General features: G+C 54.9%; 21 protein-coding genes and 1 pseudogene. 5 read left to right on the top strand and 17 right to left on the bottom strand.

Features of this window, described 5'->3' with window-relative positions; translation table 11 throughout:
• The first annotated feature begins 92 nt into the window (after positions 1-92).
• From K6958_RS08635 to K6958_RS08620, 3 genes and pseudogenes are all read left to right on the top strand, one after another.
• Positions 93-542 carry an Hcp family type VI secretion system effector gene (locus K6958_RS08635; protein WP_249894256.1) on the top strand — a complete coding sequence of 150 codons (450 nt, stop codon included), beginning with the start codon at positions 93-95 and terminating at the stop codon, positions 540-542.
• 136 nt (positions 543-678) lie between these two features.
• Positions 679-1,520 (top strand): annotated as a pseudogene (locus K6958_RS08625) (YPO3983 family protein).
• Positions 1,517-1,978 carry a DUF943 family protein gene (locus tag K6958_RS08620; protein ID WP_249894255.1) on the top strand — a complete coding sequence of 154 codons (462 nt, stop codon included), beginning with the start codon at positions 1,517-1,519 and terminating at the stop codon, positions 1,976-1,978. The pseudogene K6958_RS08625 and the gene K6958_RS08620 overlap by 4 nt, the downstream one beginning before the upstream one ends.
• A gap of 210 nt (positions 1,979-2,188) precedes the next feature.
• On the opposite strand, the gene ptsG is transcribed toward K6958_RS08620, so the two are convergent.
• The 14 genes from ptsG to yceD all read right to left on the bottom strand — a co-directional run bounded on the left by ptsG (position 2,189) and on the right by yceD (position 14,454).
• Positions 2,189-3,622: a PTS glucose transporter subunit IIBC gene (gene ptsG / locus K6958_RS08615; RefSeq protein WP_249894254.1), complete on the bottom strand. Its 1,434-nt coding sequence runs from the start codon at positions 3,620-3,622 to the stop codon at positions 2,189-2,191.
• 288 nt (positions 3,623-3,910) lie between these two features.
• On the bottom strand, positions 3,911-4,711 hold the full coding sequence (locus K6958_RS08610; protein ID WP_249894253.1) for a metal-dependent hydrolase: 801 nt from the start codon (positions 4,709-4,711) through the stop codon (positions 3,911-3,913).
• A gap of 14 nt (positions 4,712-4,725) precedes the next feature.
• Entirely contained in the window at positions 4,726-5,724 is a 999-nt protein-coding gene (holB, locus tag K6958_RS08605) for a DNA polymerase III subunit delta' (protein ID WP_249894252.1), read from the bottom strand.
• A complete protein-coding gene (tmk, locus tag K6958_RS08600; RefSeq protein WP_249894251.1) occupies positions 5,724-6,356 on the bottom strand; it encodes a dTMP kinase in 633 nt (210 codons plus the stop codon). The genes holB and tmk overlap by 1 nt, the downstream gene beginning before the upstream one ends.
• Positions 6,346-7,368 (bottom strand): endolytic transglycosylase MltG, encoded by a 1,023-nt coding sequence (gene mltG / locus K6958_RS08595; RefSeq protein WP_249894250.1) that lies wholly within the window; start codon positions 7,366-7,368, stop codon positions 6,346-6,348. The genes tmk and mltG overlap by 11 nt, the downstream gene beginning before the upstream one ends.
• 13 nt (positions 7,369-7,381) lie before the next feature.
• Positions 7,382-8,185 (bottom strand): aminodeoxychorismate lyase, encoded by an 804-nt coding sequence (gene pabC / locus K6958_RS08590; RefSeq protein WP_249894249.1) that lies wholly within the window; start codon positions 8,183-8,185, stop codon positions 7,382-7,384.
• A gap of 132 nt (positions 8,186-8,317) precedes the next feature.
• Positions 8,318-9,559, bottom strand: coding sequence for a beta-ketoacyl-ACP synthase II (fabF, locus tag K6958_RS08585; protein WP_249894248.1), 1,242 nt, complete (start codon positions 9,557-9,559; stop codon positions 8,318-8,320).
• 85 nt (positions 9,560-9,644) lie between these two features.
• On the bottom strand, positions 9,645-9,881 hold the full coding sequence (acpP, locus tag K6958_RS08580) for an acyl carrier protein (RefSeq protein WP_085072106.1): 237 nt from the start codon (positions 9,879-9,881) through the stop codon (positions 9,645-9,647).
• A 154-nt stretch (positions 9,882-10,035) separates the two neighbouring features.
• Positions 10,036-10,770, bottom strand: a complete 735-nt coding sequence (fabG, locus tag K6958_RS08575; protein ID WP_249894247.1) for a 3-oxoacyl-ACP reductase FabG — start codon at positions 10,768-10,770, stop codon at positions 10,036-10,038.
• A gap of 11 nt (positions 10,771-10,781) precedes the next feature.
• The gene (gene fabD, locus K6958_RS08570) at positions 10,782-11,711 is read right to left on the bottom strand and encodes an ACP S-malonyltransferase (RefSeq protein WP_249894246.1); all 930 of its coding nucleotides are present in this window, start codon (positions 11,709-11,711) and stop codon (positions 10,782-10,784) included.
• Positions 11,712-11,726: 15 nt separating this feature from the next.
• Complete coding sequence (locus K6958_RS08565) at positions 11,727-12,680, bottom strand: beta-ketoacyl-ACP synthase III (RefSeq protein ID WP_249894245.1); 954 nt, start codon at positions 12,678-12,680, stop codon at positions 11,727-11,729.
• Between the two features lie 6 nt (positions 12,681-12,686).
• Positions 12,687-13,721 (bottom strand): phosphate acyltransferase PlsX, encoded by a 1,035-nt coding sequence (gene plsX, locus K6958_RS08560; RefSeq protein ID WP_249894244.1) that lies wholly within the window; start codon positions 13,719-13,721, stop codon positions 12,687-12,689.
• A 26-nt stretch (positions 13,722-13,747) separates the two neighbouring features.
• Positions 13,748-13,918 (bottom strand): 50S ribosomal protein L32, encoded by a 171-nt coding sequence (rpmF, locus tag K6958_RS08555; protein ID WP_038626789.1) that lies wholly within the window; start codon positions 13,916-13,918, stop codon positions 13,748-13,750.
• A 14-nt stretch (positions 13,919-13,932) separates the two neighbouring features.
• Positions 13,933-14,454, bottom strand: a complete 522-nt coding sequence (yceD, locus tag K6958_RS08550) for a 23S rRNA accumulation protein YceD (protein WP_249894243.1) — start codon at positions 14,452-14,454, stop codon at positions 13,933-13,935.
• Between the two features lie 142 nt (positions 14,455-14,596).
• Here yceD and K6958_RS08545 point away from each other — a divergent pair, with 142 nt between their 5' ends.
• The gene (locus K6958_RS08545; protein WP_249894242.1) at positions 14,597-15,187 is read left to right on the top strand and encodes a Maf family protein; all 591 of its coding nucleotides are present in this window, start codon (positions 14,597-14,599) and stop codon (positions 15,185-15,187) included.
• A 70-nt stretch (positions 15,188-15,257) separates the two neighbouring features.
• On the opposite strand, the gene rluC is transcribed toward K6958_RS08545, so the two are convergent.
• The gene (rluC, locus tag K6958_RS08540) at positions 15,258-16,211 is read right to left on the bottom strand and encodes a 23S rRNA pseudouridine(955/2504/2580) synthase RluC (RefSeq protein WP_249894241.1); all 954 of its coding nucleotides are present in this window, start codon (positions 16,209-16,211) and stop codon (positions 15,258-15,260) included.
• A 572-nt stretch (positions 16,212-16,783) separates the two neighbouring features.
• Here rluC and rne point away from each other — a divergent pair.
• Positions 16,784-20,245 carry a ribonuclease E gene (rne, locus tag K6958_RS08535; RefSeq protein WP_249894240.1) on the top strand — a complete coding sequence of 1,154 codons (3,462 nt, stop codon included), beginning with the start codon at positions 16,784-16,786 and terminating at the stop codon, positions 20,243-20,245.
• A gap of 222 nt (positions 20,246-20,467) precedes the next feature.
• On the opposite strand, the gene flgL is transcribed toward rne, so the two are convergent.
• Both flgL and flgK read right to left on the bottom strand, forming a co-directional pair.
• A complete protein-coding gene (gene flgL, locus K6958_RS08530) occupies positions 20,468-21,433 on the bottom strand; it encodes a flagellar hook-associated protein FlgL (RefSeq protein WP_249894239.1) in 966 nt (321 codons plus the stop codon).
• A gap of 25 nt (positions 21,434-21,458) precedes the next feature.
• Complete coding sequence (flgK, locus tag K6958_RS08525) at positions 21,459-23,096, bottom strand: flagellar hook-associated protein FlgK (RefSeq protein ID WP_249894238.1); 1,638 nt, start codon at positions 23,094-23,096, stop codon at positions 21,459-21,461.
• Positions 23,097-23,129 lie beyond the last annotated feature (33 nt).

The raw sequence follows: 23,129 nt of genomic DNA, 5'->3' as shown, positions 1-23,129 counted from the left end.
TAACCCGTATCACAAAAGTCGCTACTAACAAAGGCAAAATCTCCCATGGAAGCCTCATCGTAGTTAACGGGGCATAACAGCAAAGGAAATGTATGGAAAGCATATTTTTAAAAATAGATGGTATCAGCGGAGAGTCAAAAGATGCGGCACATCAGGGCTGGATCGATGTAAAAAGCTACTCCTGGGGCGTAAGAAGAACTGCAGGCACAGGGCCAGGAAAAGCCAGCTACCGCAATCTGGCAGCCCATTGTTATATTGATAAGGCCACCTCAGCCGCCCTGTTATTTGCCTCTAACGGCAATCTCATCAAAAAGGTCCAGCTTTCCCTCTGTAAATCGGGTAACGGGATGATCGAATCCTGCCGGGTGACCTTAGAAAACGTAATAATTTCTGAAGTTACCTTCGAAGAGGTTAACCGGATCATGTATGTGTTTCAGGCGGACAGGGTAAAGTTCCAGTACTGGGAGCAAACCGCTGCCGGCCTAACCGGCGCGGAAAGCCGCATGGGCTGGGATATCAAAAATTCTTCATCCTGTTTCTGATGGTAAATGGTGAATGGGGGCTCAACCATTGATCACAACCATTAAAAAGCGAGCCGAAGTCGCCTTTACCTGGTTTTGCGGCGGCCCGGCACTGGCGAAGTGACATATGGAAGAAAGATGATACAAGGAGTAAGCAATGACAGCTTTACGCTTTCCCTGTCGGATATTTGAAACACAAAAAAGAATGGATGATTATGGCGCAGACGATATGCGCTACGGCGATCTCACCGAGACACAGCTAAAAACGAGTATCACCTGCTGGATGTTTCCACCCGCATCGATCCTTATACGCTGACAGAGATCACCCCGTTCCGACAACTGCATTCGCGGTTCTATGGCTCACGTGGCGCAGGGGCAAAACATTCTACAGCCGAGTGCGCGCGTATTCTTTTTGATGAGATGCGCCATCTGTCGCAGGCTTTTGCCATCTATGGCCCTTACAAAGATCTTATCGAAGAGATGATTACCCATATGCAGCATGGCGAAGGCGCGCCATTTAGCAGCCACTATCTGAACAGCGCGCTAAGGATGCATATTATTAATGATGAATCTTCCGAGAACAGTACACGGATGTTATTGCAGGATACTTTTCAATTAAAAATTGATTGGAAGAATAAAATTTATCCAGCCGCAGATAAAGCGGAGTTAAAAAAAGTTATTTCAAAGGGAAAGCTACCAAAATTCGATCGGCTTCAGGATAACATTAATGGCATGGGCATTACCGTACATGATACCTGGGCTACTCATATTACCATTAAATCACTCTGTATTGATAATGATCACTACCGAGCCACAGTTAATTATAAAATCCAGGATCATTTTGGTCTGGATGCTCACGACATATTAAACGCCAAGTTTAACCTGTTTCGCTTTTTCCGCATCTGGTTTGTGCTGCAGCGGTACAATCGCTTTGGTTTCCGACCCTTTATCACCAATATGGACGCTACAATAGAAATTATCGGGGAAGCTATACAATGATTAAAAACAAAAAACTCTGCTGGACGATATTAATAATCACAGCTATAGCAGTGAGTTATTTCCTCTGGCTATCTCTGCGACCAGTTAAGATCGTTGCGGTTCATGATGATGGAAATTACTCTGATGTACTGGTAAATCAATTTCCCATCACCGTACGGGGAAAAATAGGCTGGTGGCGCGAAAACAGAGAGATGCTTAAAAGCCATTACGGCATACCTAAACCTTCCCTCTCTGGCAGTTACACCATTACCTTTTGGCTGTTCGGCGACGGCTATATGGAAGAAGAAAAATATGACAGGCTATGCTTTCTGGAGATGAAAACCAAAAAGAATTGCATAGAAAAAGAAAAAACCTTTACTGTCAGATACAGCAAACACAGCGGCCTCTATTTTCTCGCACATGATGGTTATTACCAGATAACGGATAGCGGAAAAATAGTAAAGCGGCCTTCCCATTAAATGAAATTATTACTTTCTTTGATAGCAGCAACCGTTACTGAGCAGCGGGGCACCGATTTACAGATATGCAGCGACGGATCTTAGCATGCTTCTGCTCTGTCCTGATACGCAACAACTGCGCGTTGACAGGCCATTACCCGACAGCAAAAAAACCGTACCCTTAACGTAAAAAGGCGAGCCGAAGCTCGCCTTTGCTGTGTGCATCAGTGTTTAACTGTTGCGAATATAGTCGTCCATTTCGGTTTTCAAGTTATCGGACTTAGTACCGAAGATAGCCTGTACGCCGGAACCAGCCACTACCACACCTGCAGCGCCCAGTTTTTTCAGGCCAGCCTGATCCACTTTGGATACGTCGGCTACGCTAACGCGCAGACGGGTAATACAGGCATCGAGGTTAGTGATGTTCTCTTTACCACCAAACGCGGTCACCAGGTTTGCCGCCATTTCATTGGCTGTACCGGTTGATTGCTCAGTAGTGGTTTCTTCACGACCTGGGGTTTTCAGGTTCAGCTTCGCGATCAGCACGCGGAAGATGGTGTAGTAAATCAGACCGTAAATGATACCTATAATCGGGAACAGCCAGATTTTGCTGCTGTTGCCGCTCAGCACGATAAAGTCGATCAGGCCGTGCGAGAAGCTGGTACCGTCACGCATGCCAAGCAGGATACAGATCGGGAATGCCAGACCTGCCAGGATGGCGTGGATTGCGTACAGGATCGGCGCAACGAACATGAAAGAGAACTCGATCGGCTCGGTGATGCCGGTCAGGAACGAGGTCAGTGCAGCGGAGATCATGATGCCGCCCACTTTCGCACGGTTCTCTGGTTTCGCAGAGTGCCAGATAGCGATAGCCGCAGCCGGCAGACCATACATTTTAAACAGGAAGCCGCCGGAAAGTTTGCCCGCGGTCGGGTCGCCCGCCATATAGCGCGGAATGTCGCCGTGGAATACCTGCCCTGCCGCGTTGGTGAATTCACCAATCTGCATCTGGAAAGGAACGTTCCAGATATGATGCAGGCCGAACGGCACCAGCGAACGCTCAATCAAGCCGTACAGACCAAAGGCGACAACCGGGTTCTGATAAGCGGCCCACTGAGAGAACTCCTGAATCGCGCTGCCGATCGGCGGCCAGATAAAGGACAGGATAACGCCCAGAATAATCGCCGCCATACCGGAGATAATCGGTACGAAACGTTTACCGGCAAAGAAGCCCAGATATTCAGGCAGCTTGATGCGGTAGAAGCGGTTAAACATATAGGCGGCGATGGAGCCGGCAATAATACCGCCCAGCACGCCGGTATCCGCCAGGTGTTTAGCGGTGATCTCTTCTGCCGGTAAATGCAGTACCAGCGGAGCGACAACCGCCATGGTTTTCACCATGATGCCGTAAGCAACCACGGCCGCCAGCGCCGAAACGCCGTCGTTATTGGTAAAGCCTAACGCCACACCGATGGCGAAGATTAACGGCATGTTGGCGAACACCGATCCGCCCGCTTCCGCCATGACATGTGAAACTACGGCAGGCAACCAGGAAAAGTTTGCCGAGCCGACACCCAATAAAATACCGGCGATCGGCAGAACCGACACCGGTAGCATGAGCGATTTACCGACCTTTTGCAGGTTTGCAAATGCGTTCTTAAACATATTGTGGAACTCCTGAGTATGAGTGCTTTTAATCGCGTGGTACGCGTGGCAAAAGAGGGAGGATCTTCTGCCTTTGGAGCTTGTTAAGGCTCTCTGGATTTATTACGAAGAGTAAAATAAATCTGTTCCGTTTTGTTTGATACCTGTCACGTTTCGCCCATCAGGCGGCTAACCTTTAGGATATTTTTTATTGTTTTGCCAACTTTTATACGGAAAAAAAGGTAAGCGCAGCGCTTTTGGCGCTGCACTTTACAATCTTAACGGATTAATTACGAGCTCTAAAAAAAGTCACTCAGGCGTATCGGTCAGCCGTGACATTGGGACGTGGAAAAGTTGAGAAAAGTTTTGCGTAGTGGCGCGCGCCAGGGTTTCTACATCGACGCCCTTAAGCACAGCCATATACTCCGCAACATCGCGGGTAAATGCCGGTTGGTTCTCTTTGCCACGATGCGGCACCGGGGCAAGATAAGGAGAATCCGTTTCCACCAGCATGCGATCCAGCGGGACATAGCGCGCGGCTTCGCGTAACGCTTCCGCATTACGGAAAGTCACGATGCCGGAAAAAGAGATATAGAAGCCCATGTCCAGTAGCTTAGCAGCAGTTTCCCGGTCTTCAGTAAAGCAGTGCAGTACGCCGCTACAGGCTTCTGCCCCCTCTTCCCGCAGTATCGCCAGCGTATCTTCACGCGCATCGCGCGTATGCACAATAACCGGCTTATTCAGTTTACGCCCTACGCGGATATGTTCACGGAACGATGCCTGCTGACGCGCCTTGGTTTCCTGCTGGTAATAATAGTCCAGACCGGTTTCACCCATGGCGATAACGCGAGGATCGGCGGCCAGCTGCGCCAGCTCAGCGAAATCCCACTCCTCTTCCTGATTCAGCGGATGTACGCCGCAGGACCAGCCAATATTAGGCCGATCGCCCAGCAGCTGCGCCATGGCTTTAAACCCCGGTAGCGTGGTCGCCACCGCCAGCATAAATTTAACGTCGCGCGCGGCGGCTTTAGCCAGCACATCGTCCACGTCTTTATGCAACGTCTCGTAATTCAGACCATCAAGATGGCAGTGGGAATCAACTAAAAACATAACAACTCTCTTGGTTAATCAGCCAGCGATGTCGCCGCCGGACTGAGTAAGGTTTCCCAGTTTAATAACTGTTCGGTTAGCAATAGTTCACGGTTGACCGCAACAATATGCATCAGGCGCTCCCGACACAGCAGCCATTGGCGCAGGCTTTTATCCAGCGCGGCGGCCGGTAAACGCTGCGCCAGCTGCGTGACCAGCGCGGGCTGATCGACATTGGCGATAAAGCGATCACCGCTGTGCTGCCATTTCAGCGCATCCGTCAGCAGCGAGGCGAGCCAGCCAATCCTCTCGGCGACATTATCATGATTAAGCTGCGGTAACAGGATAAGCACGTCGCCCGCCAGAGCGCTGGAGAGCGTCGTGCATAATGCCTGACGCTGTTCCCAGTTGGACTTATCCAGCAGTGTCAGGGCGGCCGCAGGCGCGCCGCTGCTCAGCCGCAGCGCGGTTAACATTGCCTCATGAGACCCAACATTTTGCTTCTGTAACCAGCCCAGGCTTTGCGCCTCGTCGGGCGGTGCCAGATGCAGCCGCAGACAGCGGCTGCGTAACGTCGGCAACAGCCTTGACGGCTCTGCACTGCTCAGGAAGAACCAGCTGTTCTGCGGTGGCTCCTCCAGCGTTTTTAACAGGGCATTCGCTGCCGCCTCAGTTAACTGTCCTGCATCGGGCAGCCACACCACTTTCGCACCGCCCTGTTGGGCGTGGTGAAACAACGTCTCGTTAACCTCGCGTACCGCATCAATCCCCAGCGCGCTTTTTCCTTTTTCCGTCGCCAACCGATGCCAGTCGGGATGCGTTCCCGCCATCATCAGCTGGCAGCCGTGGCAGTGGCCGCAGCTTTTCTGCCCATCGCGACGCTGGCATAACAGCCAGCGGCTGACCGCCCAGATTAAAGCGGCGTCGCCCATGCCCGGCAGTGCCTGTACCAGCACGGCATGATGCGCTCGTCCTGCCTGATGCTGAGCGATAAGCTGGCGGTAGAGCGGATTGAGCCACGGATACCAGTTCATTATTTCTGCTCCGCCAGCCAGGCTTGCAGCGTCGCTTTGAGTGACAGTGTCACCTGCTCCAACGGCTGGCTGGCATTAATCGTTTTGATCGACGCATCGCTGGCCGCCAGCGCCTGATACCGCTGGCGGGTGCGTGTAAAGAAATTCAGCGATTCTTGCTCGATGCGATCCAGTTCGCCACGCGCGCGGGCGCGCTGCAGGCCGATTTCTGGCGATATATCTAAATAAAGCGTCAGGTCGGGCCGGAAATCGCCCAGCACCGCGTCACGTAGCGTCTGCATTAACTGCGGATCAATGCCGCGCCCGCCGCCCTGATAGGCCTGCGAAGAAAGATCGTGGCGGTCGCCTACTACCCACGCGCCGCGCGCCAGCGCCGGCTTAATCACCGATTCAACCAGCTGTACGCGGGCGGCGTACAGCATCAGCAGCTCGGCCTTATCGGTGATCTTTTCCCCTTCCTGGCCCTGTTTAATAAGATCGCGCAGCTTCTCCGCCAGCGGCGTACCGCCCGGCTCACGCGTAAAGACAATTTCGCTAATGCCTTGCTCGCGCAGCTGTTCGACAATACAGTCGCGTGCGGTAGTTTTTCCTGCGCCTTCCAGCCCCTCAATCACAATAAACTTAGCGTTCATTTTTTTCCTTCATGGTCATACGCCAGGCCTGTACGGCCCGGTTATGGCTGGCCAGGTTGGTGGTAAAGGTATGTCCGCCCTTACCGTCGGCGACAAAATAGAGATAATTACTTTTGACCGGATGCGCCGCAGCTTCAAGCGAGGCTTTACCGGGCAAGGCGATCGGCCCCGGCGGCAGCCCGTGGATGGTGTAGGTGTTATAAGCCGTCGGCGCTTCCAGATCTTTACGCGTCAGCGTGCCATTGTAGCTTTCGCCCATACCGTAAATCACCGTCGGATCGGTTTGCAGACGCATCCCTACGCGCAGGCGGTTAATAAATACCGAGGCGACCTTGGTGCGCTCCGCGCTGACCGCCGTCTCTTTTTCAATAATAGAGGCCATGGTCACTAACTCATCCGGCGTTTTATAGGGTAAATCCGGCATGCGGTTCTGCCAGATTTTTGCCACTTCCGCCTTCATGCGCTGGTGCGCGCGTTGTAACAGCGCCACATCGCTGGTATTGGCGGTATAAAGCCAGGTATCCGGCCAGAGCCAGCCCTCAAGATTTTCGTCCTTTTTCAGCCCCAGCGCCGCTGCGACCGTTTCAGGCAGATCGTCTTTCAACGTATGCTTAATCCACGGCGAGCTACGTAACGCCTGAAGAACATCCTGCAGCCGCGTGCCTTCGGTAAAGCGTACCGGGAACTGCGCCTCTTTGCCGCTGGCCAGTAGCACCAGCAACTGACGCACGCTCATCCCCGCTTCGAGGCGATAGGTTCCCGCCTTAAAGTTTGCCAGCTCCGGTTCCAGCTTCAGCAGGACGCCAAACCATGGCGATGGCTTAACGATATGCTGACTTTCCAGCTGCGCTTCCAGCGCCAGACGACCGGTACCGGCCGCCAGGGTAAATATTTTTTCCTGGTTAAGAGTTAATGGCGACGCGGCAAACTGACGCACCTGCCAGTAACATACAGCAACAGCGGCGGCTAACAGCAGCGCCACGGCAGCCAAAATTTTTGGTTTTCGAGTCATGATTAATCCATTATTAGCAATCTGGCAGCAACCGCTGATAAAGCGTACGGGATGAATAGTGCCAGCTGTCAATCTGCCGTACCGGCAGCAGCGGCATCAACGCATTAGAGATAAAAACCTCATCCGCATTCGCCAGCGTTTGCGGCGCTTCCTGCACCAGCTGACACGCGTAGCCATGCTGCCGTGCCAGCGCGATGATCCGCCTGCGCATAATCCCGTCGACGCCTGCGCCACTAATCGCAGGCGTAAACAGCTGACTTTCTTTGCGCCAGAATAAATTAGCCGCACAGCATTCCACCAGCCTACCCTTAGTGTCAAGCACCAGCGCCTCATCGGCATCGCTCTGCTCAAGCTGTGTGCGAATCAGTACCTGCTCCAGCCGGTTAAGGTGTTTGATCCCGGCCAGCTGGGGGTTAATGCCCAACCGCACCGGGCTGGTCATCAGGCGCGCGCCGCGTTCACGCAGCGCGGCATAGTGACCGGGTGCGGCAAAAAGCATGATGATGCGCGTCGGCTGATGGCATCCCGCGCCGCTGTAGCCGCGCCCGCCGGAGCCGCGTGACAGAATGACTTTTAGCACGCCTTCAGTCGGCTGCCAGCATTTTGCCGCATGCAGCATTTCCTGCTTTAATAAAGTCCAGTCCACGCCCTCGATCAACAGCACGGAGGCCGCTTCCTGCAGACGTAGAAGATGCGCCTCCAGCCAGGCTATGCTGCCCTGCTGCAAACGCGCCGTGGTAAAGCAGCCATCTCCATAGTGTAACGCGCGGTCGCTAACCGCTATTTGCTGCTGAGGCTCTCCGTTAATCCAAATCATGTGCATGCTCGTTTGCTGACGGTATTGGCCTAAGCTTACCGATCTGGCGCTCAGGTTACAGCCCTGAGCCGCTCGGAATAGTCCAGATGTAAAAAAGGCCCGCAAAGCGGGCCTTAAGTAGCAATGATGCTGTTACACGCGACGGAAAATCAGCGAGCCGTTAGTGCCGCCGAAACCGAAGGAGTTACACAGAGCATATTCCAGATCTTTAACCTGACGCGCGGTATGAGGGACGAAATCGAGATCGCAGCCTTCATCCGGGTTATCAAGGTTAATGGTCGGCGGAATAGCCTGATCGCGCAGCGCAAGAATCGAATAAATAGATTCTACCGCGCCTGCCGCGCCCAGCAGGTGGCCGGTCATCGACTTCGTCGAGCTGACCATCACGCTGGACGCTGCTGCGCCAAACACCGATTTAACTGCTCGCGCTTCCGCTTTATCGCCAGCTGGCGTTGAGGTGCCGTGAGCGTTAACGTAGCCCACCTGCTCCGGCGTCAGCTGCGCATCTTTCAGCGCGTTGGTCATTGCCAGCGCCGCGCCCGCGCCATCTTCCGGCGGAGAGGTCATATGGTAAGCATCGCTGCTCATACCAAAGCCAACCAGCTCGGCATAGATTTTCGCGCCGCGTTTTTTAGCATGCTCATACTCTTCCAGCATGATAATGCCCGCGCCATCGCCCAACACAAAGCCATCGCGATCTTTATCCCACGGACGGCTGGCCGCCTGCGGGTTATCGTTACGCGTGGAGAGTGCGCGCGCCGCGCCGAAGCCGCCTACGCCCAGAGGCGTACTGGCTTTCTCTGCACCGCCAGCCAGCATTGCATCCGCATCGCCATAGGCGATCATACGAGCCGCATGACCGATATTATGCACGCCCGTCGTACAGGCCGTTGCCACGGAGATACTGGGACCACGCAGGCCGTACATAATGGTCAGGTGACCGGCCACCATATTCACAATGGTAGAAGGCACAAAGAACGGACTGATTTTACGCGGACCGCCTTTTACCAGCGACGCGTGGTTTTCTTCAATCAGCCCCAACCCGCCAATGCCTGAACCGATAGCCGCGCCGACACGGGTCGCGTTCTCTTCGGTGATCACCAGGCCGGAATCCTGCATGGCCTGTACGCCAGCGACAACTCCATATTGAATGAAGGCATCCATCTTGCGCTGTTCTTTGCGCGAGATGATCTCTTCACAGTTAAAATCCTTTACTAAGCCAGCAAAACGCGTTGCGTAGGCACTAGTATCGAAATGGTCGATCAGGCTGATGCCACTCTGCCCGGCAAGGAGAGCACTCCAGGTTGACTCTACGGTATTGCCGACAGGAGACAACATGCCAAGACCGGTCACAACTACACGACGCTTAGACACGTTCATCCTCCAGGGAGGGAAAGATTGATACTATGTGGGACGGATAAAAACTCAGGCGGTCGAGTGACCGCCTGATGGTAGTTCATTAGGCCTGATGGCTATTGATGTAATCAATGGCAGCCTGAACGGTAGTGATCTTCTCAGCTTCTTCGTCCGGAATCTCAGTATCAAACTCTTCTTCCAGAGCCATTACCAGCTCAACGGTATCAAGAGAATCAGCGCCAAGATCTTCAACGAAAGATTTTTCGTTGGTGACTTCTTCCTGCTTAACGCCAAGCTGCTCGGAGATGATTTTCTTAACGCGTTCTTCGATAGTGCTCATACTATTAAATTTCCTATCAAAACTCGCTTTCGCGATGGTTTTCGTAGTGTATAAAAAGTTGGAAAAGATGCAACTCAATCCCGGCTGGTCCAACCACGATTTCACGCTATTTTGCGGCTATTACCGCAATTAACGCAAATAATTTTCGTAATTATCAGACCATGTACATTCCGCCATTGACATGCAGCGTCTCACCAGTGATGTACGCTGCCTCGTCAGAGGCTAAAAATGCAACGGCATTGGCGATTTCCTGCGCGTCGCCAAGACGACCTGCAGGGACTTCGGCCAGAATGCCAGCGCGCTGATCGTCGCTCAACGCACGCGTCATGTCGGTTTCAATGAAACCAGGAGCCACGACGTTAACGGTAATACCACGTGACGCAACTTCACGCGCCAGTGACTTGCTGAAGCCGATCAAACCCGCTTTTGCTGCCGCGTAGTTTGCCTGGCCCGCATTACCCATGGTACCAACAACGGAACCGATGGTAATGATACGGCCCACGCGTTTTTTCATCATGGCACGCATTACCGCTTTAGATAAGCGGAAAACGGAGGTCAGGTTGGTGTCCAGAATGGACTGCCACTCTTCGTCCTTCATGCGCATCAGAAGATTATCACGCGTAATGCCAGCATTATTGACTAAAATATCCACCTCGCCAAATTCGGCACGGATATTTTCCAGTACGCTTTCAATTGACGCCGGATCGGTGACGTTCAGCAGCAAACCTTTACCGCTGTCTCCCAGGTAGGCGCTAATCGCGTCCGCACCGCTCTGGCTGGTTGCTGTGCCAATCACTTTCGCACCGCGTGCCACCAGCGTTTCCGCAATAGCGCGACCAATACCACGGCTGGCACCGGTTACCAGGGCAATTTTTCCTTCGAAGCTCATTTTTATCCTCTTTATTGTTCAAGCGCCGCTGCCAGGCTGGCGGAGTCATTTACCGCCGAGGCTGTCAGGGTGTCAACAATACGTTTCGTCAGGCCCGTCAGGACTTTACCCGGACCGACTTCCAGCAGCGAGGTTACGCCCTGCGCCGCCATGAATTCTACGCATTCAGTCCAGCGTACCGGGCTGTAGAGCTGACGTACCAGCGCGCTGCGAATCGCTTCTGGCGAGGTTTCGCATTTTACATCAACATTGTTCACAACCGGTAAGGCTGGCGCGTTAAAAGTGATATTTTCCAGCGCAACCGCCAGTTTGTCCGCGGCAGGCTTCATCAGCGCGCAGTGAGAAGGCACGCTGACCGGCAGCGGCAATGCGCGCTTCGCGCCGGCGGCTTTACAGGCCGCGCCTGCACGCTCAACCGCTTCTTTATGACCGGCAATCACCACCTGGCCCGGCGAGTTAAAGTTCACCGGCGAGACGATCTGCCCCTGCGCGGCTTCTTCACACGCCTGCTGAATAGCGGCATCGTCAAGACCAATAATCGCCTGCATCGCGCCGGTACCGGCCGGTACCGCTTCCTGCATCAGTTTCCCGCGCAGCTCAACCAGTTTGATCGCTTCGGCAAAATCCAGCACGCCCGCGCATACCAGCGCGGAATATTCGCCCAGACTGTGTCCGGCCATCATGGACGGCAGCTGGCCGCCCTTTTGCTGCCACAGGCGAAACAGCGCCACCGAGGCGGCCAGCAACGCAGGCTGCGTTTGCCAGGTTTTGTTTAATTCTTCCGCTGGACCCTGCTGCGTCAGCTGCCAAAGATCGTAACCCAGCGCGTCGGACGCTTCTTTAAACGTCGCTTCCACGATTGGGTTGTCCGCAGCCAGCTCAGCCAGCATGCCAACGGTTTGCGAACCCTGACCTGGGAAAACCATTGCAAATTGCGTCATCTTTTGTTCCTTCGATTAAAAACGAACCAGAGCCGAGCCCCAGGTGAATCCACCACCAAAGGCTTCCAGCAGCACCAGCTGGCCCGGCTTAATACGCCCATCGCGCACCGCTTCATCCAGCGCCGCCGGTACGGAAGCTGCGGAAGTGTTGCCATGACGATCCAGCGTAACGACGACTTTATCCATGCCCATGCCCAGCTTTTTCGCCGTGGCGTTAATAATGCGCAGGTTAGCCTGATGTGGCACCAGCCAGTCGATTTCTGAGCGCTCAAGATTATTGGCCGCCAGCGTCTCATCAACGATATGCGCCAGTTCGGTCACCGCGACCTTAAACACTTCATTGCCGGACATGGTGAGATAAGCCGGCTGATCCTGCTGCGCCCGATTATGATACGGTAGCGTCAGCAGCTGGCCGTAGCGGCCATCGGCGTGCAGATGGGTAGAAATGATGCCAGGCTCTTCGCTGGCGGAAAGCACGACGGCGCCCGCACCATCGCCAAACAGAATAATGGTGCCGCGATCGTTGGGATCGAGGGTGCGCGCCAGCACATCGGCGCCAATCACCAGCGCATGTTTTACCGCGCCGTTTTTGATGTATTGATCGGCAACGCTCAGACCGTAGGTGAAACCGGCGCAGGCGGCAGCCAGATCGAAGGCCGCGCAGTCTTTAATTTCCAGCATATTCTGGATCATACAGGCTGAGCTGGGGAATGCATGGCTGCCTGAGGTGGTGGCGACGATAATCAATCCGATATCGCCTTTATCAACGCCCGCCATCTCCAGCGCGCGCTCGGCGGCCTGGAATCCCATCGTCGCAACGGTTTCATCGGGCGCGGCAATACGTCGTTCACGAATGCCGGTACGCGTCACAATCCACTCGTCCGAGGTATCCACCATTTTTTCCAGATCGGCGTTAGTCCGCACCTGAGCGGGCAGATAGCTGCCCGTACCGATTATTTTGGTATACATGTCCGCTCAATCACTCCTGGCTAATACAGCCTTTAAGCGCGCGGCAATCCGCTCCGGGACTTGCCGCCGCACCGCCTGCTCTGCCTGTTCAATCGCTGCGGCAAAAGCACGTTGATTTGCCGCGCCGTGGCTCTTAATCACCGTGCCGCGCAATCCTAACAGACAGGCGCCATTATACTGGTCGGGGTTTAAATGACCGAAACGCTTCGCCAGACGTTTTTTAATCCAGCGCTCCAGCAGTTTCATCCACCACGCCCGTTTTTTCCCTTCGCCCGATGATTTCAGCAGCGAAAGGAACATCCTTACCACGCCTTCCAGGGTTTTCAGCGTGACATTGCCCACGAAACCGTCGCAAACCAGCACATCAGTCTTACCGGTCAGCAAATCATTGCCTTCAAGGTAGCCGATATAATTAATTTGCGGCGATGCCCTGAGCTGTTCCGCCGCTTCACGAATCGAATTCAGCCCTTTGGTCTCTTCCTGGCCGATATTCAGCAATGCCACGCGCGGTTGTTCGATAGCTAAAATTTCTTCCGCCATCACCGCACCCATAATGGCAAACTGCACCAGCATGGCACTGTCAGATTCAACGTTAGCGCCTAAATCCAGCACGACCGTATTACCCTGCTGCTGGTTTGGCAACACGGTAGTTAACGCCGGGCGCTCGATGCCGTCCAGCGGTTTTAATAGTAGTTTCGCCAACCCCATCAACGCGCCAGTATTTCCTGCGCTGACGCAGGCTTGCGCCTTCCCTTCTTTGACCAACTCAAGCGCGATGCGCATAGAGCTACCGCGGCTGTGGCGGATAGCCTGAGAAGGTTTGGCATCACTGGCGATAACCGATTCGGCAGGAATAACCTGCAGACGCCGTTGTACAGCGGAATCAGCTTTAGCAAGTAATGGCGTGATAGCGGCGGGATCGCCGATCAGAAGAAGCTGTAATTGCGAATGTAAGGCCAGTGCCTGCAAAGCTGCAGGCACTGTCACGCAGGGACCAAAGTCCCCGCCCATAGCATCAATGGCCAGGGTCAAACGTGTCAAAGTATCGCCTTGCGTTGCCGCAAGTATTACTTAACGATGACCTTGCGACCGCGGTAGTAGCCATCCGCAGTGATGTGGTGACGCAGATGAGTTTCGCCAGAAACTTTATCTACAGACAGAGTGGAAGTGGTCAGCGCATCGTGAGAACGACGCATGCCACGCTTGGAACGGGTTGGTTTATTCTGTTGTACGGCCATGGACCTTACTCCTATTACTTACGCTTTAAACTGGCTAATACGGCGAATGGGTTTGGTTTTTCCGCCTCTTCAGGCAGTTTGCCAAAGACCATGTCCGCGTCGGACACTTCACAGTGTTCAGAATCATGCACCGGTACTACAGGCAGGGCGAGGATAATTTCATCTTCAACCACCGCCAGCAGATCGATTTCACCGAAGTCGTTGACCTCGATCGGCTCGTAGGCTTCCGGCAACGCATCAGCCTGCGCATCATCTGCGACAGGACTGAAGCAATACGTTACGTGAACCTGATGTGCAAATGGTTTGTTGCAGCGCTGACAGCTCAGCGTGACGCTAACGTCAGCGGTTCCTTTCAGAACAGCCAAACGCTGGTTGTCAACGGCAAACGACATAACGCATTGTACATCACTGTCCACACTAACAACGGTATCGGCCACGCGCTCCACCTGTACAGGTGTATACACGCCTTCATAATCAAGGCGTTTTTGAGCGGCGCGAACCGGATCAATTGTCAGGGGTAATTTTACCTTTTGCATAGGGCGCGCATATTAACTTTGTAACGACAGAGAGTCAAAGAAAAAGGCTGTTTAACAGCATCTTTCACTTGGTATTCGCATCCAATGCGGCGGACAGTTTAAAATGTCTGCATCCGATTCGCTATATTTTAACTGAAAAATTATGACTCAGCTGATTTTAGCTTCAACCTCCCCCTTTCGTCAGACGCTGTTAAATAAACTCGGCCTCTCTTTTATTACCGCTGCGCCCGAGGTGGATGAAACGCCGCTGCCGGATGAAAGCGCGCCGCAGCTGGTCGAAAGACTGGCGCAGGCCAAGGCTCAGGCGCTGGCTGCGCATTATCCGCACGGCTGGATTATCGGCTCCGATCAGGTATGCGTGCTGGCGGGGAAAATAACCGGTAAACCGCATACGGAAGAAAATGCGCGCGCGCAGCTACGCGCCGCCAGCGGAAACGTTATTACCTTTTATACCGGCCTGGCGCTTTATGGCGCTGAAGAAAAACGTCTGCTTTCTCTTTATGAAACTTTTCGCGTTTTTTTTCGCCCATTAAGCGAAGCGGAAATTAATGCCTACGTCACCCTTGAACAGCCGTTACAGTGTGCCGGCAGTTTTAAAAGCGAAGGGTTAGGGATTACCTTATTCGATCGGCTGGAGGGGCGCGATCCAAATACATTAGTCGGGCTGCCGCTGATCGCGCTGTGCGATATGCTGCGTGGGGTGGGTATCAATCCGTTAACCACGGCGCGTTAAACGGAGCAAGCGCTTGCTATAACCTAATGCGGCGCAGGCCGCCGCATTAGGTTCTTATACCGACCTGGAATTACGCTGGTTTACGCAACCGCGCCAGGCACTGTTTCAGTTCATCGTCCAGCGGTGCTTCAATACGCATTCTGTCGCCGCTGTGCGGATGATTAAAGGTCAGCGCCGCCGCATGCAGGAACAGACGACGCAGGCCGGTCGCGCTTAGCTGCTTGTCAAACTCGCGTTCGCCATAGCGGTCGTCAAAGGCGATGGGATGGCCGGCATGCTGCGTATGCACACGAATCTGATGGGTACGCCCGGTTACCGGGCTGGCCTTCACCAGCGTGGCGAACGCATAGCGCTCTTCTACCTTAAATCGCGTCTCAGACGGTTTGCCTTCGCTGCTGACGCGGACGATGCGCTCGCCGCTCTGCAGAATATTTTTCAGCAGCGGCGCCTGTACCGCTTTGACATGCGAAGGCCACTGCCCACGCACCAGCGCCAGATAATCCTTCTGCATGCCTTTTTCACGCAGCTGCTCATGCAGCGAACGCAGCGCGGAACGCTTTTTCGCCACCAGCAACACGCCGGAGGTATCGCGGTCCAGACGATGCACCAGCTCAAGGAAGCGCGCTTCCGGACGCAGGGCGCGCAGCCCTTCAATCACGCCGAAGCTTAATCCGCTGCCGCCGTGCACCGCCGTGCCGGAGGGCTTATTCAATATCAGGATATATTCATCTTCATAAAGAATCGCGTCAGTCAGGCTGGCGACACGCTCAAGCTTAGGCGAAATAGCCGCCTCTTCACGCTCTGCGACGCGTACCGGCGGAATACGGACTTCATCCCCGGCCTGCAGTTTATATTCCGGCTTAATGCGTTTTTTGTTCACACGCACTTCGCCCTTACGCAAAATGCGATAAATCATGCTTTTCGGCACGCCTTTAAGCTGCGTGCGCAAAAAATTGTCGATGCGCTGTCCCGCTTCTTCCGCGGAAATGGCGACGATTTGTACCGATGGCGTATTCATATTCATGGGCGGCGATTCTAATGAGTGGCGGATAATAGCGCCACTTCTTTTTCTGTGCTTAACTGACAACGTACCGCCAATTCTGCGGCTTGTTTCATACTTTTTCATAGTGGTGGTGAAAAAGCCTGCAAAATGAACGCGTAATGCTGCAAGAAAGTTTATCAGTAATGAAAAGTCACCTTGCTATAACAAGGTTAGCAATGGAATAATGGCCTGGTCTCCTGAGCGTCGACCGTCAGGAAACCATAAATAGCGAATTAAGAAATTTTGCCGGATAGCACATACACGCAGCAATGGCGTAAGACGTATTGTGAAATCAGGCATTTAGCGGGCTGCGGGTTGCAGCCTGGACGATAAGACGGGATTGACTCTCTCTGGTAAATTCAGTGGCGGTTCCCTCATCCGAGCGCTGTTTTTCCTTATAAAAACAGGCTGCCGAGATTTTTGCGCCCCTTGAGCGACCGACAACCGTGAGGTTGACGATGAAGCGATAAGACACGGGGCCGTCGGTTATTCTTCGTCCAGTGTTACTTAGCCCGCAGCTTAGTCACTCACGTAAGAATAACGAGTACGTTACGATGAAAAGAATGTTAATAAACGCAACTCAACAGGAGGAGTTGCGTGTAGCCTTAGTGGATGGACAACGTCTGTACGACCTGGATATTGAAAGCCCCGGACACGAACAGAAAAAGGCGAACATCTATAAAGGTAAGATCACCCGCATTGAGCCGAGTCTGGAAGCAGCATTTGTTGATTACGGCGCTGAACGACACGGTTTCCTTCCGCTTAAAGAAATTTCCCGCGAGTATTTCCCTGCCAGCTACAACGCTCATGGCCGTCCCAATATTAAAGATGTATTGCGCGAAGGTCAGGAAGTCATCGTTCAGATCGATAAAGAAGAGCGCGGCAATAAAGGTGCGGCCCTGACGACCTTTATCAGCCTGGCGGGCAGCTATCTGGTACTGATGCCGAATAACCCACGCGCTGGCGGTATTTCACGCCGTATCGAAGGCGACGACCGCACCGAGCTGAAAGAGGCACTCTCTTCGCTTGAACTGCCGGACGGCATGGGTTTAATCGTGCGTACCGCCGGCGTCGGCAAATCAGCTGAAGCGCTGCAGTGGGATTTAAGCTTCCGTCTGAAACACTGGGAAGCGATCAAGAAAGCGGCGGAAAATCGCCCGGCTCCCTTCCTGATTCATCAGGAAAGTAATGTTATCGTTCGCGCCTTCCGCGACTATCTGCGCCCTGACATCGGCGAAATCCTGATTGATAACCCGAAGGTACTCGATCTGGCGCGCCAGCATATCGCCGCCCTCGGCCGTCCTGATTTCAGCAGCAAAATTAAACTGTACACCGGTGAAATCCCGCTGTTCAGCCATTATCAGATTGAATCCCAAATCGAATCCGCCTTCCAGCGTGAAGTGCGTCTGCCTTCCGGCGGCTCGATTGTCATCGACAGCACTGAAGCGCTGACCGCGATTGATATCAACTCCGCACGCGCCACGCGCGGCGGCGATATCGAAGAAACCGCCTTTAACACCAATCTTGAAGCAGCCGATGAAATTGCTCGCCAGCTGCGCCTGCGCGATCTTGGCGGCCTGATCGTTATCGACTTTATCGATATGACCCCGGTGCGCCACCAGCGCGCGGTAGAAAACCGCCTGCGTGAAGCGGTGCGTCAGGATCGCGCCCGTATCCAGATCAGCCATATTTCCCGCTTCGGCCTGCTGGAGATGTCTCGTCAGCGTCTTAGCCCCTCGCTGGGCGAATCGAGCCATCATGTTTGCCCACGCTGTAGCGGAACCGGCACCGTTCGCGATAACGAATCGCTGTCGCTCTCTATTCTGCGTCTGATTGAAGAAGAAGCGCTGAAAGAGAACACCAAAGAAGTTCACGCCATTGTACCGGTGCCGATCGCCTCTTATCTGCTGAACGAAAAACGCGATGCCGTCAACGCCATTGAAAAACGTCAGGGCGGCGTGCGCGCGATTATCGTGCCAAACGATCAGATGCAGACGCCGCACTACTCGGTACTGCGCGTTCGCAGCGGTGAAGAGACGCAGACCCTCAGCTATCATCTGCCGAAACTGCATGAAGCGGAGATGGCGCTGCCGTCCGAAAATGAGCAGGCCGAACGTCGTCGTCCTGAGCAGCCTGCGCTGGCCGCCTTTGTGATGCCGGATGCGCCGCCTGCTCCGCAGGAAGCCGCGGTTGAAAGTGAAAAAACCGCCCAGCCTGCCGCAGCGAAACAGGCCGCAGCTGAGCCCGCCGCCTCCACCGGCATTATCGGACGTCTGTTTGGCGGCCTGAAAAAACTGTTTGCAGCTGAGCCGGCCGCGCCAGTCGCCGCCGAGCAGCCGCAGCAGGCTAAGCCAGCCAGCGACGAGCCTGAGTCTGAATCTGAGACAACGCAGCAACGTGAGCGCCGTCCAGGCAACAATCGCCGCAACAACAATAACCGCCGCGACCGTAACCGCGATCGCAACGGGGAAAACGCACAGCAGGCGCGTGATAACCGTGAGACGCGTGATGAACCGCGTCGTAACAACAAACGTCAGCAGGCCACTGCTGAAGTACGCGAAGAAACGCAAAACACGCTGACTGATGAAGCGCGCGCGCAGCGTGAAGAACAGCAGCAACAGCGTCGCGAGCAGCGTGCCGAACGTCAGCGTCGCCGTCAGGAAGAGCGTCGCCAACAGCAGGAAGCAGCCAAAGCCGCCGCTCAGCAAGAGGCGCAGCCGGTAGCTAGCGTAGCTGAAGAAAGCGAAGAGAACCTGACGGAAGAGCGCGTACAGGTAATGCCGCGTCGTAAGCCGCGTCAGCTGGCGCAGAAAGTGCGCGTGGTTAGCGCAGAAGCGGTTGCCGAAACGCCAGTCGTGGATGAAGTAAAAGCCGCGCCGACCGAAGCGCCGATGTTCGAGGCCGCGCCAGAAGCGCAGGCGCAACAGCCTGAAGAGCAGCAGGAAGAGCAGGAAAACCGTGACAACGGCAATATGCCGCGTCGTTCACGCCGTTCTCCGCGTCACCTGCGCGTAAGCGGACAGCGTCGTCGCCGTTACCGTGATGAGCGTTATCCGACGCAGTCTCCGATGCCTGTCGCCTGTGCCGCCGCCTCGCCGGAAATGGCTTCAGGCAAAGTCTGGGTGCGCTATCCGGTAGTACAGGCCAGCAGCGATAACGCTCAGGCAGTAGACGTACAGCAGGAAGCGCCGGACTACAGTCGCGTTGAAACTGCCGCCGCCGTTGCCTTACCGGTTGCCGCCAGCGAAGCCGCTGAGCAGAGCGCCGCTCAGCCGACGCAGGCTGAACAGCAATCCGCGCAGGATGCGGTACATGAAGTAGCGCCGCAGCAGGTTGATGCGCCGATAACGCCGGTGGATACCCACGACACCTCGGCGATCGACGTGCCGGTCAATGAAGAGCCAGCCGTGATCCCGGCCGCTGCCGAAGCTCGCGCCGCGCAGGTTGCCGCTCAGGCGCAGCCGGCAGATGATGCTGCTGATGCCACCGAATCCGCGCCAGCGGAAGCGACGCAGGCAAAAGCGGCGCCGGTGGAAACCGCACCAACGGAAGCGACGCAGGCAACCTTTGCGCCAGCAGAAGCCGCACAGCAGGCCGCTGAAGAAGCAGCACCGTCAGAAGCGGATAAGCAGCAGCTCGCTGAAGCAACGCCGTCAGCAGCAGACAAGCAGCAGGCCAGCGACGTAAGCGCTGAGACTGCGGCCCAGGTCGAGCAGGTACTGAATGCGCCAGCGATTGAACCGGAAGAGACGCTGCCGGTTAGCGAACCGCATGCGCCGGTTCCGGCTCGTGATGTCGCGCCAGCCGTCGCAGCAACCGCAACGTCCAGCGACGCTTTACTGGCTGGTAAATACCATGCCAGCGCGCCGATGACCAAAGCGCCAGCTCCGGCATGGCAGCCAGAAGCGCCGCGTCACAGCGACTGGGTGCGTCCTCCCTTCCAGTTTGAAGGTAAAGGCGCTGCCGGCGGCCACAGCGCGACCCATCAGGCAACGGCTCCGGCCACCAAGCCCTGATAACGCGAAGTAAGCCCCTGTCCACCCCGGCTCTGGCCGGGGTTTTTTATGTCTGGAAGCCAACGCAACAAGGCTGCACTCCGGGCCTGTCGACGAGGAGGCGGCCAGCTTTACATCAGGCTCGCCGTTTTCAGGGCAAAAAAAACCCGTCAGCGACGATAAGCCATCGGTGACGGGAAAAAACGAACGCGCCCGGTTTAAGCACGTTCAAAACGGAATTTTTTAGCGGTTCATTTGGAACAGAGACATCTGCGACATATCGCTGAAGGTCTTATAAGAAGCCTGTAACGCCTGCTGCTGCATGGTATATTTTGAAATCGCGCTGGTGTAATCCACATCTACCAGGCCGCTCATTTTTGTCGCCTGCAGCGTGCTGCGATCCTCGCCCAGACTATCCAGTTTTTCCAGCTCATCCAACTGGGTACCCAGCTCAGAGCGCACCGCCAGCACGTTGTTCAGCGAGTTGCTCAGACCGCGCGTCGCTTTATCCAGCGCATCTTTAGACGCCGCCTTGGTGGCGTCATCGCCGTTCTGGATCGGCTGTTTCAAGGCGCCGATCACGCTATCCAGTGTGGCAAAAATATTACTTTCGCCTGCTGAACCGTCCGGCTCTTTTACCGCATTGCTGGTGACGGACATAAATACCTGCGCACCGGTATGGCTGGTGGTCATGGTGCGGCTGGCATCCACTTTCTGGGTAATCGCTTCACTGCCGCCGTTATACACCACATTACCGTTGGCATCTTCGGTAAAAGGCGCGCTACCGCTGTTATAGCCGGCAAAAATATAACGGCCGTTACCGTCGGTGCTGTTCGCCAGGTTAAGCAGCTGATCGCGTACGCCCTCCAGTTGGGTGGCGTAGGAGGCGCGGTCATCATCAGAAAGCGCGCCGTTGCCTGCGGAGATCACCAGCGTCTGAGCGCTCTGCACCGCCTGGGTCACGTTATTCAACGTACTTTCTTCCAGCGATACGCTCTGGGTGGCGAAAGCACGCGCCAGCTTGTACTGGCTGTTCTCCGCCTGCGCCTGAGAAAGCACCACCGCCTGCGCGGCGGCCAGCGGATCGTCCGACGGATTAATCACTCGCTTGCCGGTAGAGAGTTGTTCGCCCGCTTTCAGCCAGCTCGACTGGGCGTTGGTCACGCCACGCATCTGCTGGTCATACATCATGCTGGTACTGAGTCGCATGGTGGTTATTCCTTCATCAATTCAATTAGCCACGGATGCTGATTAAGGCATCGAAAATTGCTGATGCAGTCTGCAGAACCTGTGCGTTCGCCATGTAATATTGCTGATAGCGCTGCAGGTTCACGTACTCTTCATCAAGGTTAACGCCAGAAATCGACTGCTGACGGTTGGTGAGCTGATTCACCACGTTGGTCTGCGTCTCGCTGGTGGTTTTCAGCGTATTGGTTTTGTTGCCGATATCACTCACCAGGCTGGCATAGCCCTGCGCCAGCGTCGCGTTACCGTTGACCAGGTTCTTGCCCTGTAGATCCAACAGCTTTTGCGCGTTGCGGTTATCGCTTTCACCGCCCGCAGCGCCCGCGGCGGCAATCTGCGCTTCATTGGTTACCACTACGTCCATATTCACGATCGCATTGCTGACCGGTTTGACGATAAAGTTGTCATTAGCGGCCGGCGTGCCGGATGGCGTAATCTGCAGGCCGTCGAAATTCAACTTACCGTTGGCATCCAGCGATGCGCTGACGCTGGTATTGTCAGAGAGACGCTTCACGTTCCAGTTGCTGCCGTCCCAGCTCACTTTGTAATCGGTAGCTTGCGCTTTGCTGGTATCGCTCCAGCTGGCGCTCAGGGTAACGCCGGAAGCGTTTTTGCTGTTGCTGACTACGGTCGGGCCGCCAATGGCGAAGAAATCGGTACCCGCATTGCCTTCGCTGTCGAAGCCCGCTTTATGCTGAGTGTTAAAGCTGTCAGCGAAGTTCAGCGCCAGCTGATTGAGCTTATTGCGCGCTGAATCGAGATCTTCGCTGCGGAACTTCAGCAGGCCGCCTAATGAGCCGGTGCTCACCAGACTTTCCGGGATCTCAACGTTGCCAGCGGTTTTATCCACGTAGCCCACGGTAGTGCGGGTTGGATCGCTGCTGGCGGTCATCGCCACCAGCTGACGCGTATCCGCGCCGTTCACCAGCGTCAGACCATTAGACATGGAAACGATATAGTTGCCGTCCTGCTGCGAAACGCTCACGCCGACCAGGTCGTTCAGCTTGTTGACCAGCGCGTCACGCTGATCCATCAGGCTGTTGGGATCGGCACCGGCACCGGCCGCCTGCAGTTTGCCAATCTGGGTATTCAGGTTCGCAATCTGGCTGGAATAGCTATTAATCTGCTGCACCGAAGAAGAGATGCTGGTATTGATGCTGGCATCCATATTCCGCAGATACTGATCGGTGACTTTAAACTGGTTAACCAGGCCATCCGCCTTGCCCAGCAGCGTCTGACGCGCTGAAGGATCGTCCGCGTTGCTCACCACGTTCTGGACGTTGGTGAAAAAGTCAGAAAGCGTCGTCGACAGGCTGTTTGACGACGAGGACATCAAATCGTCGATGTTAGAGATCTGGTTGTACTGGGTAGTAATACCGCTGTTTTGCGCTGAAGCGCTGCGCAACTGCCCGGTAATAAACTCATCATATTCGCGATGAACGCTGCTGATCGTTACGCCGTTACCGTAATAGCTGCCGCCGTTCAGGGTGCTCGGCAGCGAAGTCAGTACCGCCGTCTGGCGTGAATAACCAGCCACGTTGTAATTGCTGATGTTGTTGCTGGTGGTATTCAGCGCAGCCTGCGCGGCGCTCAGCCCGCTCATTGCGGAGTTAATCAAGCTGGACATGTCGGTTCCTTTTTGCGCCGGTACACACCGGGC

The sequence above is a fragment of the Mixta hanseatica genome, from assembly GCF_023517775.1.
GTDB lineage: Bacteria > Pseudomonadota > Gammaproteobacteria > Enterobacterales > Enterobacteriaceae > Mixta > Mixta hanseatica.
This window is presented reverse-complemented; position numbering and strand designations above follow the sequence as displayed.

What these genes read in the sequence shown, in the direction of transcription:
- rpmF (WP_038626789.1), bottom strand. Translation starts at nt 13,918, where the DNA reads ATGGCCGTACAACAGAATAAACCAACCCGTTCCAAGCGTGGCATGCGT.
- flgK (WP_249894238.1), bottom strand. Translation starts at nt 23,096, where the DNA reads ATGTCCAGCTTGATTAACTCCGCAATGAGCGGGCTGAGCGCCGCGCAG.
- holB (WP_249894252.1), bottom strand. Translation starts at nt 5,724, where the DNA reads ATGAACTGGTATCCGTGGCTCAATCCGCTCTACCGCCAGCTTATCGCT.
- K6958_RS08545 (WP_249894242.1), top strand. Translation starts at nt 14,597, where the DNA reads ATGACTCAGCTGATTTTAGCTTCAACCTCCCCCTTTCGTCAGACGCTG.
- fabG (WP_249894247.1), bottom strand. Translation starts at nt 10,770, where the DNA reads ATGAGCTTCGAAGGAAAAATTGCCCTGGTAACCGGTGCCAGCCGTGGT.
- acpP (WP_085072106.1), bottom strand. Translation starts at nt 9,881, where the DNA reads ATGAGCACTATCGAAGAACGCGTTAAGAAAATCATCTCCGAGCAGCTT.
- ptsG (WP_249894254.1), bottom strand. Translation starts at nt 3,622, where the DNA reads ATGTTTAAGAACGCATTTGCAAACCTGCAAAAGGTCGGTAAATCGCTC.
- K6958_RS08635 (WP_249894256.1), top strand. Translation starts at nt 93, where the DNA reads ATGGAAAGCATATTTTTAAAAATAGATGGTATCAGCGGAGAGTCAAAA.
- K6958_RS08620 (WP_249894255.1), top strand. Translation starts at nt 1,517, where the DNA reads ATGATTAAAAACAAAAAACTCTGCTGGACGATATTAATAATCACAGCT.
- tmk (WP_249894251.1), bottom strand. Translation starts at nt 6,356, where the DNA reads ATGAACGCTAAGTTTATTGTGATTGAGGGGCTGGAAGGCGCAGGAAAA.
- rluC (WP_249894241.1), bottom strand. Translation starts at nt 16,211, where the DNA reads ATGAATATGAATACGCCATCGGTACAAATCGTCGCCATTTCCGCGGAA.
- K6958_RS08565 (WP_249894245.1), bottom strand. Translation starts at nt 12,680, where the DNA reads ATGTATACCAAAATAATCGGTACGGGCAGCTATCTGCCCGCTCAGGTG.
- pabC (WP_249894249.1), bottom strand. Translation starts at nt 8,185, where the DNA reads ATGATTTGGATTAACGGAGAGCCTCAGCAGCAAATAGCGGTTAGCGAC.
- rne (WP_249894240.1), top strand. Translation starts at nt 16,784, where the DNA reads ATGAAAAGAATGTTAATAAACGCAACTCAACAGGAGGAGTTGCGTGTA.
- fabD (WP_249894246.1), bottom strand. Translation starts at nt 11,711, where the DNA reads ATGACGCAATTTGCAATGGTTTTCCCAGGTCAGGGTTCGCAAACCGTT.
- mltG (WP_249894250.1), bottom strand. Translation starts at nt 7,368, where the DNA reads ATGACTCGAAAACCAAAAATTTTGGCTGCCGTGGCGCTGCTGTTAGCC.
- K6958_RS08610 (WP_249894253.1), bottom strand. Translation starts at nt 4,711, where the DNA reads ATGTTTTTAGTTGATTCCCACTGCCATCTTGATGGTCTGAATTACGAG.
- flgL (WP_249894239.1), bottom strand. Translation starts at nt 21,433, where the DNA reads ATGCGACTCAGTACCAGCATGATGTATGACCAGCAGATGCGTGGCGTG.
- yceD (WP_249894243.1), bottom strand. Translation starts at nt 14,454, where the DNA reads ATGCAAAAGGTAAAATTACCCCTGACAATTGATCCGGTTCGCGCCGCT.